The organism is Staphylococcus sp. HMSC14D10, from assembly GCF_001808125.1.
Taxonomy (GTDB): domain Bacteria; phylum Bacillota; class Bacilli; order Staphylococcales; family Staphylococcaceae; genus Staphylococcus; species Staphylococcus haemolyticus.
This window is the reverse complement of the sequence record NZ_KV792237.1, coordinates 104193-118445: the sequence shown is the minus strand read 5'-3', so window position 1 is coordinate 118445 and position 14253 is coordinate 104193. Positions and strand designations below refer to the sequence as shown.

Annotated in this window: 15 protein-coding genes and 1 riboswitch; of the genes, 2 read left to right on the top strand and 13 right to left on the bottom strand. The window is 31.8% G+C overall.

Annotated elements, in window-relative coordinates; translation table 11 throughout:
• Positions 1 to 113: 113 nt before the first annotated feature.
• The gene (locus tag HMPREF3134_RS02420; protein WP_240558777.1) at positions 114 to 1100 is read right to left on the bottom strand and encodes a PTS sugar transporter subunit IIC; all 987 of its coding nucleotides are present in this window, start codon (positions 1098 to 1100) and stop codon (positions 114 to 116) included.
• On the opposite strand from HMPREF3134_RS02420, the gene HMPREF3134_RS12625 reads away from it, so the two are divergent.
• Positions 1054 to 1191: a hypothetical protein gene (locus tag HMPREF3134_RS12625; protein ID WP_370591667.1), complete on the top strand. Its 138-nt coding sequence runs from the start codon at positions 1054 to 1056 to the stop codon at positions 1189 to 1191. The two genes, HMPREF3134_RS02420 and HMPREF3134_RS12625, sit on opposite strands and share 47 nt — an antisense overlap.
• Before the next feature lie 647 nt (positions 1192 to 1838).
• On the opposite strand, the gene HMPREF3134_RS11700 is transcribed toward HMPREF3134_RS12625, so the two are convergent.
• From HMPREF3134_RS11700 to HMPREF3134_RS02385, 7 genes are all read right to left on the bottom strand, one after another.
• A complete protein-coding gene (locus tag HMPREF3134_RS11700) occupies positions 1839 to 2243 on the bottom strand; it encodes an NINE protein (protein ID WP_080287549.1) in 405 nt (134 codons plus the stop codon).
• A gap of 152 nt (positions 2244 to 2395) precedes the next feature.
• Positions 2396 to 3253: a CPBP family intramembrane glutamic endopeptidase gene (locus tag HMPREF3134_RS02410; protein ID WP_037550794.1), complete on the bottom strand. Its 858-nt coding sequence runs from the start codon at positions 3251 to 3253 to the stop codon at positions 2396 to 2398.
• Between the two features lie 18 nt (positions 3254 to 3271).
• On the bottom strand, positions 3272 to 4126 hold the full coding sequence (locus HMPREF3134_RS11920) for a CPBP family intramembrane glutamic endopeptidase (RefSeq protein WP_141738615.1): 855 nt from the start codon (positions 4124 to 4126) through the stop codon (positions 3272 to 3274).
• 96 nt (positions 4127 to 4222) lie between these two features.
• A complete protein-coding gene (locus tag HMPREF3134_RS02400; RefSeq protein WP_053024403.1) occupies positions 4223 to 4777 on the bottom strand; it encodes an NAD(P)H-dependent oxidoreductase in 555 nt (184 codons plus the stop codon).
• Positions 4770 to 5180, bottom strand: a complete 411-nt coding sequence (locus tag HMPREF3134_RS02395; protein ID WP_053024402.1) for a MerR family transcriptional regulator — start codon at positions 5178 to 5180, stop codon at positions 4770 to 4772. Before HMPREF3134_RS02395 ends, HMPREF3134_RS02400 begins: the two co-directional genes overlap by 8 nt.
• 76 nt (positions 5181 to 5256) lie before the next feature.
• Entirely contained in the window at positions 5257 to 6093 is an 837-nt protein-coding gene (locus HMPREF3134_RS02390) for a CPBP family intramembrane glutamic endopeptidase (protein ID WP_070440463.1), read from the bottom strand.
• Positions 6094 to 6129: 36 nt separating this feature from the next.
• Entirely contained in the window at positions 6130 to 6468 is a 339-nt protein-coding gene (locus HMPREF3134_RS02385) for a helix-turn-helix domain-containing protein (RefSeq protein WP_053024400.1), read from the bottom strand.
• 179 nt (positions 6469 to 6647) lie between these two features.
• Positions 6648 to 6751: riboswitch (TPP riboswitch) on the top strand.
• Between the two features lie 58 nt (positions 6752 to 6809).
• Here HMPREF3134_RS02385 and HMPREF3134_RS02380 point away from each other — a divergent pair.
• The gene (locus tag HMPREF3134_RS02380) at positions 6810 to 7721 is read left to right on the top strand and encodes an ABC transporter substrate-binding protein (protein ID WP_053024399.1); all 912 of its coding nucleotides are present in this window, start codon (positions 6810 to 6812) and stop codon (positions 7719 to 7721) included.
• A gap of 51 nt (positions 7722 to 7772) precedes the next feature.
• Here the strand turns inward: HMPREF3134_RS02380 and HMPREF3134_RS02375 are convergent, their stop codons facing one another.
• The 5 genes from HMPREF3134_RS02375 to HMPREF3134_RS02355 all read right to left on the bottom strand — a co-directional run bounded on the left by HMPREF3134_RS02375 (position 7773) and on the right by HMPREF3134_RS02355 (position 14236).
• Positions 7773 to 10955, bottom strand: a complete 3183-nt coding sequence (locus tag HMPREF3134_RS02375) for a choice-of-anchor I family protein (protein ID WP_070440461.1) — start codon at positions 10953 to 10955, stop codon at positions 7773 to 7775.
• Between the two features lie 127 nt (positions 10956 to 11082).
• Complete coding sequence (locus HMPREF3134_RS02370) at positions 11083 to 11661, bottom strand: class I mannose-6-phosphate isomerase (RefSeq protein WP_110708967.1); 579 nt, start codon at positions 11659 to 11661, stop codon at positions 11083 to 11085.
• Positions 11639 to 11950, bottom strand: a complete 312-nt coding sequence (locus HMPREF3134_RS02365) for a helix-turn-helix domain-containing protein (RefSeq protein ID WP_053024397.1) — start codon at positions 11948 to 11950, stop codon at positions 11639 to 11641. Before HMPREF3134_RS02365 ends, HMPREF3134_RS02370 begins: the two co-directional genes overlap by 23 nt.
• Positions 11951 to 12174: 224 nt before the next feature.
• A complete protein-coding gene (locus HMPREF3134_RS02360; RefSeq protein ID WP_037550799.1) occupies positions 12175 to 12513 on the bottom strand; it encodes a nucleotide pyrophosphohydrolase in 339 nt (112 codons plus the stop codon).
• On the bottom strand, positions 12506 to 14236 hold the full coding sequence (locus HMPREF3134_RS02355; protein ID WP_070440459.1) for a DUF2075 domain-containing protein: 1731 nt from the start codon (positions 14234 to 14236) through the stop codon (positions 12506 to 12508). The genes HMPREF3134_RS02360 and HMPREF3134_RS02355 overlap by 8 nt, the downstream gene beginning before the upstream one ends.
• Between the last annotated feature and the right edge of the window lie 17 nt (positions 14237 to 14253).

Sequence of the window (14253 nt, the reverse complement as noted above, 5' to 3'; positions counted from 1 at the left end):
TATTACACATAAAACAGTATTATTAAACTTATTTAGTAAATACTTTCTTTTAGGGATTTATATACCAAAAACCTTCTTTGTAATGACAATACAAAGAAGGTTTATTTTTAATACTATGCGTCTTTAGCACCTCGATCAATCATATCTTGTTTAGTAACAATTGGATATTTCTTAAATACGAGTGAACCAATCCAACCTGCAAGTCCACCAACGATAGCCATGACAACGCCATAAATAACGACTGTCATTGGATTGTTAAAACCAAACATTACAAGGAATCCAGCAATCGGTGTTGCTGTACCTGTCGCATCATTGATCATGCCAGATAATGCGATTATTAAACCTGCAGCTGCTCCACCAAAGAAATTCGTTATGTAAATTGGAATTGGGTTAGCTGACACTATATCTGCTTGTGACAAAGGTTCTATGCTTACTGAAATCGTTGACTTGCGATCACCTAATTTTAAACGATGGAATAATGTACCGTTTATAAATGCCGAACTAAATGCTGCCATTGCCCCGATTGCCATAGGTATACCTGTTAGTCCTAATAAAGCTGTTAATGCCATTGAACTTAATGGCGCAGTACCAACAACTGTAATAATACCGCCAAGAACGATACCCATAAATATTGGATTCGTATCTGTACTACTTTGAATAATGTCACCAATTTTTAAAAGTGTATTATTAACGACTGGCGTTAAACCTGCTGCAATCAATCTTGCAAGTGGCGCAAGTAGAACTACTGAACCAATCAAATCAACGCCATCTGGAACATATTTCTCTGTATACTTCATAACGTAACCGATAAGGTAACCTGCGAAGAAACCTGGTAAGAGATCCATACCACCACAGGCAGCACCAATAACTAGTGCATAGACTGGAGATACACCAATCGCAAGCGCAGTTAATCCAGCTGCAGCAACACCGCCAAGACCTCCCGCAGCATCCCCTAACTCTTCCAGAAATTTGATTCCGAATACTTCTCCACCAACATACTTGTTGAATGCTTCGACTAAGAATGTCGCAATAGCCGCATTTGCCAGTGCTCCCATCGCACGCATTCCGTTAGGCGCTTTATACGTAAATAATGTAAAAATAATAAGAACTAAAATTAAGAATAAAGTACCAATTAGTAAATCCATAAAATTTTTCCATCCCCTTGTAGATAATAAAAAAATGAGAATATAAGTTAACTGTTTTAGACGTTTAAAGTTATCTTTCATCCTCGTTTGGTGACTATTTTACTAAAAAAACAAATTATATTCCACGGAATTTATTATTTTTTATGTAAAAAGCAAAATTAATACTATGCAAAAGAATATATACGAATTTCGCATTTAATATTATTATTTGTTAATTGGAATGACTTTTTATTCATTATTAGCGTAGCACAATTTAAAGTAGATTACTTTTGATTTAAATAAAGTTAATATTTTTATTCTTTTGTTTGTAAAAAGAATTTTATTTTAATTTGACTGGGTATTTATTAAAAGTAGATACATAATTGATGTATTTGTTTTGGGGTAATCATTGCATTAGTAATTTCTTACGTGTTGAATTACATGCTCTTTTCTTTTCAATTTAGATTGAATTACTCACACTTCCTTAAATTATAGAGTACATTTATGAATCACTAATGATCCCATGCCGATAAAATGTATCCTTACTATACATTTTATTAAAAGCCAATAATTGTATTTTCCCAAAACGTCAATATGGCCGTTAAAGCACTTATAGTTCCCCCAATGCTATAAGTGCTTTTGCTATGTATAAAACAAGGGAATGAAACTGAATTCAAGTTAAATTCTGTCCCACTCCCTACCCCATATTATGTCTTAAATATTACCTTGGGCATCTGCAGTTTTTATAAATGCTATAACTCCCTCTATTATTCCAATTACACCAGGAATACCTGTCCAACAAAATAATATATATAATAGTGCTTTACCATATTGTTTTCTATAAAATCTATGTGCCCCCAAGCCACCTAAGAAAAATGCTAACGCTGCATAAACATATTTATTCACTATAAGTTCATCTCCTTTAACCAAATGATTTAAAGAAACGCCAAAAAGTTCTGTCATCTCCAATAATGAATGTATGTCTGGAGAACTGACATCCCTTTCCCAATTTGAAATAGAATGTCGAGAAACATTTAGTTTTTCTGCCAACCTCTCTTGAGACATCTTTTTAGACTTCCTTAAGTTTCTAATACGTTCTCCTACACTCTTGGTTTTCAAATTGATCCGCTCCTTTACGTTGCCATCATATGGTTAAAATCTTGTTTATTCTAGCGAAAATTGTGAACAAATACGTTATTTTTGTAGAAATTTTGCGATATGCAATTAATTTTGTAATTTAAGACCTTCCGGAATAGAGGGTCAGTCTAAAATTAAAAATTATAAATATGGTTTGATTTCTTGATAGTTTTAATTAAAAATAAAGCAATTAAACTAAAAATCACTATTCCAACAAGTCCAGTTGAACCATAAAGTAATGGATTGAATTGTGATTCTTTTATAGAGAAAGTAGTTACAGTACTTGAAAATTGATTTAAAATTCCGTGCATTATCGCTGGGACAAAGATATTTCCAGATTTGATATATGAATAAAATAGAATAATGCCAAACGGAATACACACTAATATCATCATTATATTTCCTAGAATTGGATGATTAGGATAATTATGTCCCATTAAGATAAGAGGGAGATGCCATAATCCCCATATAAAGCCGCCTAAAATTAATCCTTTTGTTACTCCAATATTGGTCAATTTAGGGTACATAAAAGCTCGCCAACCTAACTCTTCACCTAGATAAGCAATCATACTAAATAGTATACCTATTGATAGATTAAGTATTATTGGAATCAATAAGTTGATAAATAGTGGTACATCTGGTAGGAAAATAAAAATATCTTTCATTCTATCTTGTTGTTCTGTGCTATTTAGAAATTGATTGGGATTCAACATATAAGAAACTAAGTATATAATTATCAAAGCCAATAGCATCATCAATGGATGTATAAACCAATTTTTAATTTTACCTAATCTAAGTCCGAAGAACTTCCAAAATTTTTTGTCACGATAATAAATTGCCCATACAATGATTGCCGTAATAGCAGGAAACAACATCGTTAAACTCGCAATTATTGAGAAAGCTTGAAGTCCGCCGATTAAATAAACAAGACCTTCAATACTATAGGTTAAAACGAACACTAAAATAATATATGTAAGTAATGAACGACGCATCGTTGATTTGGTACCTCCTTATTGTTGATTTAGTTTTTGGTACTTTCTTTTTCTGAACCAAAGTAGAATAGCTAAAATAATCGCACTTCCTATGTATAATCCAATCAATAATCCTAATGTGTCAAAAACGCCTTGTTGTGTTTCATGAAATTTAATGATAGATTGGCTTGAACTCATAAAGATAAATCTAGTCGTTTCTAGACAAACTAAATGAAACAGCATATTCGCCCATAAGGAACCTGCAAATTCTCTATATAGTTGTAACGTGATGCCAAATATAAAAAACTGAATCATTAAACCTACAACTGACAATAGTTCTGGATTACCTAAATGTATTAAGTTTGAAATAATATGTACTGAACCGCCAATAATCACAAATAATACCGGTTGGATAAATAATGATGGAATAAATTTAAACTTTTTTCGTAACTCATTTAATATCAATCCACGAATCAACACTTCTTCTGGAAAAGCCTCATATAATACTGCGAAAAGACAATTAAATAAAAACATTGCCCAAATATGTATATCCGTACTTACGCTCACATTTTGCATTAGACCTGTACTAATACCTATTACTAATACGATAAATGTAATTAAAAATGGTAGTGCCAATGCTATGATTAAATCTCGCTTATTACTATACCCTTTTAATTTAATTTCTTTTAAAATGTCTGGGTTCTTTGAGTGAATGTACTTTAATGTTATCAATGTCCCAACGGTAAATATAATTCCACTTATCAGTTGACCAATAGGTTTCGCTAGACCATGATTCATAGCGAGCCCACCTAATTCTCCTGCAACTTCCAATATGGCAATTGTGAGAATCATATAAGCCAAAATTTTATAAATACTAAATTGCCTTACCGCCATAAATCATTATCTCCTTCAAGTTAAATTTTTATGAGTGCAATTTAAGGCTAACATACTAAAGCACAAAGCTTAATAACCGCTTTGTGCTTAGTTTATTTATATGGATTTCATTACCTTTTCTACAAGACTATTCACTTTTTTATTTACAGATTGCCTATTACTTCGGTTGAGTTGATCAATATAAAATTTTTTTATATTAGAAATACCAACTAAATTTAGTGGATACTTTAATACTCTATAACCTAGATTCAAATTTAATAAATTAAACCATTCACTTCCACCAATTGTATATATAACTATTGCTTTTTTATCTTTCCATAAACCGTTTTTATAATATTGTTTATTTTTGAAACTAAAAGCCTTATTAGGCCAAAATGTCATATCAATAAATCCTTTAAGCAACATTGGCATGTTTAACCAATATAGAGGATAAATGAATATTAATGTATCACTTTGATTAATAATATTTATAAATTCATTTTGCTTATCTGTTAATTCATGTTTATATCCTTTTTCTAAAATAAGTATGTCTTCTTTAATAAGTTGTAGATTGAAAATATACTTCTCTTTATTTTCCAATTTTTGAGTTAATAAGTTAAAAATTCCATAACATGTCCCTGATTGATTTCCAGCATATATAATACTAATCATACTCTTTAACTCCTGCTAACATATTCAAAATTTCTGTTTTATTTTCCTCAAATTTCATGTCTTGTGAGAGCTCCTTAACTTGTTCCAATCTATTCAATATATTAATTTGTTCATTAATATTTCTTTTATAATCCTTAATAATTCGATCTAAGTACTTAGTAGATTGGATGTTACACTCCTTTGAAATAGGCTTGTTAAATAAATTTACAATATATTTTATTTCTTCTAGGCTTAAGTTTAATCGTTTTAAATCTTTGATAAGTTTCAATGTTGTATAGACAGTCTGATTAAATTCCCTATAATTATTTTGATTTCTAGAAATGTTAATCAAGCCTTTTTCTTCATAATAACGAATCATTGATTTAGATATATTAAGCTTTTTGGAAACTTCATCTATTTGCATTTTCGCATCCCCTTTCCTTGTTTTTTAAAAGTTATCATTAAACTATACTTGAAGGTCAATAAAAAAAGAGACTAAATTAGTCTCTCAAGTTAATTCTTTGCACATTTTTCTTTTCAACTAAAATTATTGCTATTACGAATAATACGATTGCTACGAGGGAAGAGGTATTGCCGTATGCGCCACCCGTTAGGAGTATGTTTTTAACTTTAATAATATACTGAATTACGCCGTAGTCATCATTATGCGTTGTGATGTGGACAAAGTCTGACAGATTCCAACACATATGCATAAAAACACTTGGCCAAATTGAGTTAAATTTATACGCCGTCAGACCGTACAATATACCAGCGACCGTGCCGCTTACGACTAATAATATTAAACTAACACCAGACATCCCGCCATTAAACAAATGGACTAAAGCGAATAATACAGATGTAACAATGATGGCAAAGATAATATTCGCTTTCTTTTCAATGTAGACCATTAATAAGCCTCGTACTGTTAATTCTTCAGCTATAGGTGCACAGATTCCACCTAAAACAATAATTTCAAATAACATTTCTAGATATTCTATTACAGTATCAGCTTTCGTTATTTCAAAATGACCTGGAATAAAGACGCAATAAATGATGATATTTATAATCGGAATCAGTAAGCCAACTGATAGATAACTGAGTTTACATTTAAGTAAGTTAATACGATAGTCACTTAATTTCTCTTTAAATCCTTTATTAATTAAAAGTTTAATGAATAAAAAGGTAAGTCCCACATAGGTGATACCATGTAAGATTGTTTCAAAAGATTTCAAATCTAACAAATGCCATAGTAAAGCAATATTTTGCGCAATGACTGTTAATACAAACGTCAAAATAATGACACCAATTATTTTTAAATACTTAATTATTAAGCTCATCATGTACCTCCCAAGTTGAGTTAGGAGACCTCACTATTAACTTGTAAAGATTTGTGTTATTGTACCGCACACGATAACTACCAAAATTAATACGAACCACCACTTTTGAGATAAGAAATCCCAAAAATTTAAATGTTCAGGATATGATTGTGATGCTTCTCTTTTATAAGGATGAGACGTTTCCCCTGTTAATAATTCGTCTGTGGAAATGTCAAAACGTTGCGCTAATTGCACAATCATTTGCGCATTCGGTTCAATCGTACCCTGTTCCCATTTGGAAACGGTTTGTCGCGTGATATGTAATTCAGTAGCCAATTGATCTTGAGTTAGGTCATTCTCTTTACGGTGTTTCCTAATCTGTTCAGCAAGTTTCATAGTTATGGTCACCTCTCTTCTAACTTAGCAAGTTCATATGTAACTTTCCGCATACAAAATGGTGCATTTGCTTGAATTTCGCTAACATTTTGTTTCCAAAACTTAGCATATCATGTTAACTATATTTTTATCAGTCAATTTTCTACTATACAAATTTATGCTATGTTATTAATAGATAAAAAAATCACTAGGGGTGCATTTAATATGCTGAGAGAAAGTAAAAAACTTTCAACCCTTGAACCTGTTGGTTAGTACCAGCGTAGGAAAGTGAAATGCATATATTGTTATTTCTTTCAAATTCACTTTTTTACGAAAAAATTGTCTATTGGAGGAATTTTTTTATGGAAAAATTAATTGTTGGTTTAGAATGGTTTTTAAATCCTGATCACTTACCTTTAATTTTAGGTATTGAAAAAGGCTGGTTTAAAGAAGAAGCGTTAGAAATTGAAATGATTGAACCAGAAAAACACTTCGATGCATTGGAAGAAATCGAAAATAATTCAATGGATATTGCAATTACTGAGCCTATTCATTTAGTTGAAGATAAAGCAACTAATCAAAATGTGGTAGGTTTCGCTAGATATCTACACACTAATGGCGGTGTTATGTATAACAAAGATAAAGGAATAAAGACACCTAAAGATTTAGTTGGTAAACGTCTTCAATATCCTGGAGCCCCTGGCCTAGGAGGTATTGCTATTGCTAAAACAATGATTGAAGCTGATAGTGTAACATACAAAGAAGGAGATATAACACCAGTTAATAATAGTTTTTATCATACTGACGCACTATTAAATGATAAAGCAGATGCTGCCACACTTATATTTGAAAACTTTGAGATTCTTGAAGCAAAAAGTAAAGGTTTAAATGTAGATTATTTTGCATTAAAAGATTATAACGTGCCAGACTTTTGCCAATTAATTTTTATTACAAGTCCTAATAAATTAAAAGCGGATAAAGAAAAAATCAATAAATTCCTTAAAGTCATTAAAAAAGCAATTCAATACATTAATACTCATCTCGAAGAGGTAGTCGATGTTTATGCTACATATACTCAAACGGATATAAGTAATCAATTAAATAAAGACACAATCATTGCAACTACCAAATGTTTTACTAATGATTTATCTATGAGCCCAGAATTTTATGATGACTTACAATTATGGCTTAAGGAAAATGGCAAAATTGAAACAACTATAGATGCTAACGAATACTTTAATAACCATTTATTATTTAACAGAACTTCTAAATAATAATGATAAGAGCACACTAGATTTCAGATTAGCGTGCTCTTAATTTATATATTATTTCTCAGATTTCGAAGCTTTGCGTTTTCTAATAAATGCTAAGCCTAAACCGCCAAGTAACACTGACCATAGCATTGTGTTTGTTTCAGTTTGACCTGATTTTGGCAGTTCTTTTTTTACGTTATCAGTCGAAGTATTTGAATGGTTTGCATTCTCAGATACTACACTTCCATGGTTAGTTGCCCCTACGTGATGACTTGAAGATTTTGTGCTTACCACACTCAAGTTAAGAGTGTTAGAATTTATTGTTTGCTTATCATGGCTTTCTTCTTGATGATTTGCATGGGCACCATGATTCATATTGTGTGAAGCATCTTTACTCTCTACATCTTCATGTGACTGTGCTTTTGTATCATTGTTATCTTCTTGATCTGAGATAACCTCGTCGCTATCATCTTCAAAAATGTCTCCGTCGATTTCATAAAGTGGTTCTAAGCCTTCATCATTTCCATTAGTGTCATCAGAAGAATGGTTGTCTTCATCATTATTTGAAGTATCGTCACCATTATCAGGTCGTTCTCCATTATCTACATCATGATCTGTATTTGAACCATCATTTTCAGAAGGTGGATTAGGAGTTGTATCGTCATTATTAGACTCCCCATTAGTATTTCCCGGGTTATCATTAGATTGGCCGTCGTCCTCGTTCTGACCACCTGTTAAATCTTCTAATTCCCAAGCAGATGTTGTGCCAGACAATTCGAATGACACGATTAACATTGGTTTGCCGTTAGGACTCCTTTCAGCACTTTCAAAAGTAATGCCCTCAGGTGAAATATCTTTATTATCTGGGTCGTATAAATATTTCACAAAATACGGTTCATTAGGATTTGTAATATCATAAATCATAATACCACCAACACGTTCTAAACCGACAAAGGCATATGAATGACTACCTACTTTACCAACGACCACATTTTCAGCTTCTGGACCTTTATCATCACTTCGGTCATCTACTTTAATGTCATCGGCTGATTCATAATTAGCATTAAAGCGTTCAGGTAACACGTCTAAAACGCGTTGCTCAATATCGCTGCCACTGTCATAAATCATTTCTAAATCAGAAGCTCTTAAAATAGAGAATGAACGACCACCATAAGATACAAGCGCATTGTATTTATCATTTGCATCTTTAAACGCATGCGATGTTGTAACTTTCAAACGACCCAATTGTTCGTCATCAAACAAGCCATTCTCCACCATATCATCTAGTTCTGCTTGCGTGTAACCTTGATAATAACGTGCATCCAATTGAATATCATCTTTCAATTTCTTCACACGTTTTTCTTCAGAATAACCCTCATAATCTTGAGAATCGCCTTCGTTCGCAATCAATAAATAGGTTTCGCCATTGTAGTCATACGTATCGATGCCATCTGGTTGTAACAGTCCTAATACTGGCACACGTCGCAACTCAGATTTACCATCTTCATCTGATGCATCCATTGCATTTTGTGCTAGTGAATGATCTTTGTAAGGTAACCCTTTCACTTGAACGATTTGTCCTTTTGCGATATCAACCTTTGCAATGGCACTGACTTCCTGTAATGTTACATAGGCATATTTACTTTGACTATCTACCGCAATATATTCTGGTTCAATATTCAAGTAAGCATCTTCCGAATTATGACCTAACGCACGAATACCTTCTTGATGTTCTTTCGTGAACATTGCTGTACGCACATTATTGTCAGTCACATTAGCTGGGCCACCTGTCACATCAATGACTGACACAGATCCTGGTGGGTTAACAGTGTAATCGTCGCTCGGTTCCCCTTCATTAGCTACTAATAAATATTTACCATCTTTAGAAAAAGTGACCATATCAGGAAGACTGCCTACCGTCACATTATTGATGTAATCACCATTTGAACCATAGAATACAACATATCCTGGCTTCGTCTTATCCACTGCTGGCGCAGACACGGCTACATAGTCTCCACTCGGATGTACCGTTACACTTGTTAAATCACCCGCTTCAATTTCATTATCTTGTAGATAAATACGCTTCACTAAATTAATTGCGCCATCTTTTCCAGGATGTTTCACATCAATAATATCCAATGCTTCTTTATCGCCATTTACCGAATACGCATAGCCATTCTTCGGATTGTACTTCACAATTTCTGTGCCACCATTCCCGAAATCCGCGCCACTTGTATAACGACCTTTATGCGTAATATTTAACTGATCTTGACCAGTTCGAGATGCATTCTTTGTACGTTGTGCTGACGTCCATTCAGGCGTTGTAGATAGAATCGCTATTGGTTGTTGGTCTTGCGTATTCGCATCACGTTGTAACGCATTGAAGAGCACTTGTTTTTGTTTTGGAGACATGTGCTTCATTTGTGTTTGAGGTACGTCTGAAACTGCGACATCATTCTCTTCTGCAGCAGTTACTTTATTCATTTCTTCTTTTGAAAAAGGTTGAGCGTTAGTACGTGTCGCATTAATATTTGAAACTTCTTCAGATGACGTTACGTTGGATTGAGATACCTCAGAATTTGCTTTTTGGTCAGTTTGTTGTGTCGTATTACTTTTTTCTGATTGTTTGTTTTCAGTAGTTAGTTGTGTTGAATTTTTAGTTTCTTGTGTAGGTGCTTTTTGCGTGTTGCTTTGTGAAGATGTTTCTTTAATTTCATGTTGAGGCTGTACTTCAGTTTGTGATTGTTCTTTTTTAGATTGAACTTCAGTAGTTGATGTCTCTTGTGTCATTACTTCTTGTTTAGAGGTGGGTTGTGTCTTTTCCTGTGTAGGTTGCTCAGTCGAAATTTTTTCTTGTTTCATTACATCATCAGATGCTTTATTTTGTTGTGTTTTTTGTTCTTCTTTAGATTGTTCTGATGCTTCATTACTTTGAGTATCATTATGTATAACTTCGTTTGACTGCGTTTCCTCAGTAGAAGAATCCTCGTTAGTCTTTGTCTCTTGTGTAGCTATCGTCTTGTTTTGTGGTTGTTCAACACGTTGCGTTGAGGCTTCATGACTCGGTTGATCTTCAGTTGATTGCGCTTGTGACGTTGAAACCTTTTCAGAAGTATTAGTCTCATTACTTTCGGTAGCAGACGCTTGGCCCCCACCTAAAAATAATAAACTCCCAACTAATATAGACGCCGCTCCGATAGAGTATTTACGAATTGAAAACGACTCACGCTTATTCCCTAACTGCTTCTTATCCATAAAAAATCCCCCTGTAAGATAAAAGTGTATACACCACCATCTTACAAGAGGAATATTTATGGATTATTTGGAGTGAGTAAAGAAATGGTAAAGTGCAAATAATCACACTCACAACAATTTAATACAATTATTCTACACTAGAATAACTCACTATAATACTTAACTCACCTTCAAATTTAATTTCATTATCTTCAGTTGTCAAAATAAAATGTTTACCTTTTTCTATTTCAAAATTTTCACCATCAATATTAATTTTACCATTACCTTCTATTACTGTTATTAAGCAATAGTCATGTGGTTTCTCATAATCTAAAACACCTTGTATATCCCATTTTTCCACAGTAAAGAATTCATTAGATACAAATTGAGTAAATTTCTGACCGTTTCTATGTTTCTCAATAGGTTCTGTGTTAGGGTCTTGATTCGAAATATCAATAACATCTTTACTTTGTTCTAAATGTAGGTCACGCGTATTTCCATCTTTATCTTTTCTATCATAATCATAAATTCTATACGTAGTATCCGAGGACTGTTGTGTCTCTAGAATCATGATACCTGACTCTTCAGAAAGACTTTCAATAACTTCAAATAAAATATTAAAAATAAAAGGATAAAGCTTTTTAATATTGCCTGCTAATGGGTTATTTAAATACACTTTTTTAACGATTCTTAAATATGTTCTGCTAAAAGGTAAACTCTTTATCATTCATTAGAAGTTTGTAAGCTAAATTAATAATAGCCTTACTATCTTTTTCTATAATAGGATTTAGCATAGCCTGAATATATTTAATATCGTATTCTTGATTGTTTAATACATATCCCTTAGATTTAGCACTCTTGATTATTGTATTTTCAAATTTGTCATTCAAAATTTTTATATCGTTTCTAACTGTTCTATTGGACACATTTAGATACTCAGCAATTTCATTAGCGCTTAAATATGTATAGGGATTGCTTAAAAATAATTTGATTAACTTCTTATGTCTTTCAATCATCCTCACACCTCCTTAACATTCTTCTTGTGCTTGATCATTTTAATATAATTTTATATTCCAGATTTGATAATAGTAATATACTTAAACTTCAGTGTTCATTATATAAATTATTCAATTGTGGAATGAGCTTCTAATCATACGTAATAAAATCCCCTTGTAAGATAAAAGTTTATCGACTTTTATCTTACAAGGGGATTAATTTCAATATTGATTATTAACTCTTTTTATAACTCATCGTATTTACTATTATTATTTTTACTTTTTTCAACAGGATATTTCTCAGCATTTTTCACTAGTTTTTTTCGAATAATGTCATTAATATCAAAATCTAAGTTGTCTGCTAACATATAACTATAAATCAATACATCTGCTAATTCCTCAGCTAGTCTTCCTTGTTTATTTTCTACTACTTCTTCTGGTGTTTTCCATTGAAATAATTCTAATAATTCAGCAGCTTCTAAACTGATAGATAAAGATAAATCCTTTTCATTATGAAATTGTCTCCAATTACGTTCATCTCTAAATTGATTTATTTCTTTTAATACTTCATGTATTTCATTCATCATTCTCACCTCGTGAAGCTTTTTTAAGTGCCTCTCTCAATTGGTCGTCTACAGCATAAATATATAGTCCATTTACCCCTCGAGTTAATAGAACGTTTAATTCATTTTTCAAAAGCATATCTGAATAATATTCTTTCGAACCGTCTTGCAATGTTCTTCTTTGAGTTACTTTCTTATTAGCACTGCAAGATTTGTCAAATACAATTTGTCCATCCCTATATTTAACTGAAGGACCAATAATAACTCCTGCATAATTCAAATCCAATCCTTGAATAGAGAAAGTTGAACCTATTTCATCTATTGTCTGTTCCTGCTCAACCCAAGGTAAATCTTTAACTTTTCTTTTAGGTTTTATTTGATAGTTCCAAGGCATTGACCAATTATCAACTTTTACTCTCCAATAATCTTCATCTTTAGGCGGTTTACTATTATATTTCCAATCAAATGTAGCAAGCATTCTTGATATACCACTATCTGTATTTTGAGCTTTATTTTTTATCGCAACCTCTAACTCATTAGGTGAATCAAATACTTTAATTTCATAGCCTTTACTGTCTTTTGGAAGTTTGTTTATAGTTTGATTATCAATTAAATTTCTTATCCAATTGAAAGTAGTTTCATCACTATTGATACGCATTTGATTTCTTAATATAACTCGATTATTTATATTTTCCGATTGATTATAGTATTTTTCTAACTGTTCTTCTTCCCATATTTGTCCAGTTGTTAATACTTGCTTTAAATCTAATACAATAACTACGACTTTAGCTCTTTGTAATAAATCATCTAAATGATTTTTTCCTTGATAACTCTGCTGTCCTTGCGTTAGTAGCAAATGTGCTTCATCAACTATTACTACATCTACTTTATTCTCTGGATTATGGCTATTGATAAAGCTAGTTGGTTTTCGTACTATTTTATTAAATTTACTAGAAATCCCTAGTTTTTTAGCTATTTGATCATAAATAGTTACATGTTCATTGTGATTTACTAAAAGATTTATATCTAAATTCTGATTTAAATCTAAGTTATACTTACCTAGTTCGTATAATAATGTACTCATTAGTACAGTTTTACCTGACCCTGCTTCACCTTCAACAATTATCAATTGACTCTCTTCATTTGATAAAATTGCTGCTTTAATTTTATTTAATATCTCCTCTTTTGCATTTATTTGTTCTTGAGTTAATTTGTGAAATGGAGAAGCTTTAAATATAGCAGAATCTTTTATTATACTTTCAATTGGGAATAAAGCCCCATTCTTTTTATGTAGTGATTGCCAAATATTTGAGAAAATTTCATCTAATTTTTCAGAAGTATAATATTCATTTTGTTGATTAGTCCTACTGTTATGCACCATTGAAATATTATCTACACTGAGAAAATATTGCATGAGTCTATTTTCAATATCTAGCGTTAATGACTTATTAAATAATTCATGACCAATGACATACATTGAAGAATTATCTGATTCTGAAAATTCTTCCCAAAATGCTTTGACTTTTGTATCCGCATTAAGATGCTGTCTTGTCCTACTTTTAATATCTCCAGTCTCACCAACATAAACTTCAAAATCATTTTTCTCTTTTTTATCATTTATTATGTAAACTGTTGGATATCTTAGTAAAAACTTTCCATCTTTAGATGTTTCCCATTTTTGCACTGATTCATTTAGTTTGTCTATTGAATATTTTATATTTTCAATTTTTAATAATTGTCCCATCTCATCACCTATATAGC

Bases quoted from the DNA above. Each gene is read 5' to 3' on its own strand.
- HMPREF3134_RS02410 (WP_037550794.1), bottom strand. From the start codon at position 3,253: ATGCGTCGTTCATTACTTACATATATTATTTTAGTGTTCGTTTTAACC.
- HMPREF3134_RS11920 (WP_141738615.1), bottom strand. From the start codon at position 4,126: ATGGCGGTAAGGCAATTTAGTATTTATAAAATTTTGGCTTATATGATT.
- HMPREF3134_RS02400 (WP_053024403.1), bottom strand. From the start codon at position 4,777: ATGATTAGTATTATATATGCTGGAAATCAATCAGGGACATGTTATGGA.
- HMPREF3134_RS02395 (WP_053024402.1), bottom strand. From the start codon at position 5,180: ATGCAAATAGATGAAGTTTCCAAAAAGCTTAATATATCTAAATCAATG.
- HMPREF3134_RS02390 (WP_070440463.1), bottom strand. From the start codon at position 6,093: ATGAGCTTAATAATTAAGTATTTAAAAATAATTGGTGTCATTATTTTG.
- HMPREF3134_RS02385 (WP_053024400.1), bottom strand. From the start codon at position 6,468: ATGAAACTTGCTGAACAGATTAGGAAACACCGTAAAGAGAATGACCTA.
- HMPREF3134_RS02380 (WP_053024399.1), top strand. From the start codon at position 6,810: ATGGAAAAATTAATTGTTGGTTTAGAATGGTTTTTAAATCCTGATCAC.
- HMPREF3134_RS02375 (WP_070440461.1), bottom strand. From the start codon at position 10,955: ATGGATAAGAAGCAGTTAGGGAATAAGCGTGAGTCGTTTTCAATTCGT.
- HMPREF3134_RS02370 (WP_110708967.1), bottom strand. From the start codon at position 11,661: ATGATAAAGAGTTTACCTTTTAGCAGAACATATTTAAGAATCGTTAAA.
- HMPREF3134_RS02365 (WP_053024397.1), bottom strand. From the start codon at position 11,950: ATGATTGAAAGACATAAGAAGTTAATCAAATTATTTTTAAGCAATCCC.
- HMPREF3134_RS02360 (WP_037550799.1), bottom strand. From the start codon at position 12,513: ATGAATGAAATACATGAAGTATTAAAAGAAATAAATCAATTTAGAGAT.
- HMPREF3134_RS02355 (WP_070440459.1), bottom strand. From the start codon at position 14,236: ATGGGACAATTATTAAAAATTGAAAATATAAAATATTCAATAGACAAA.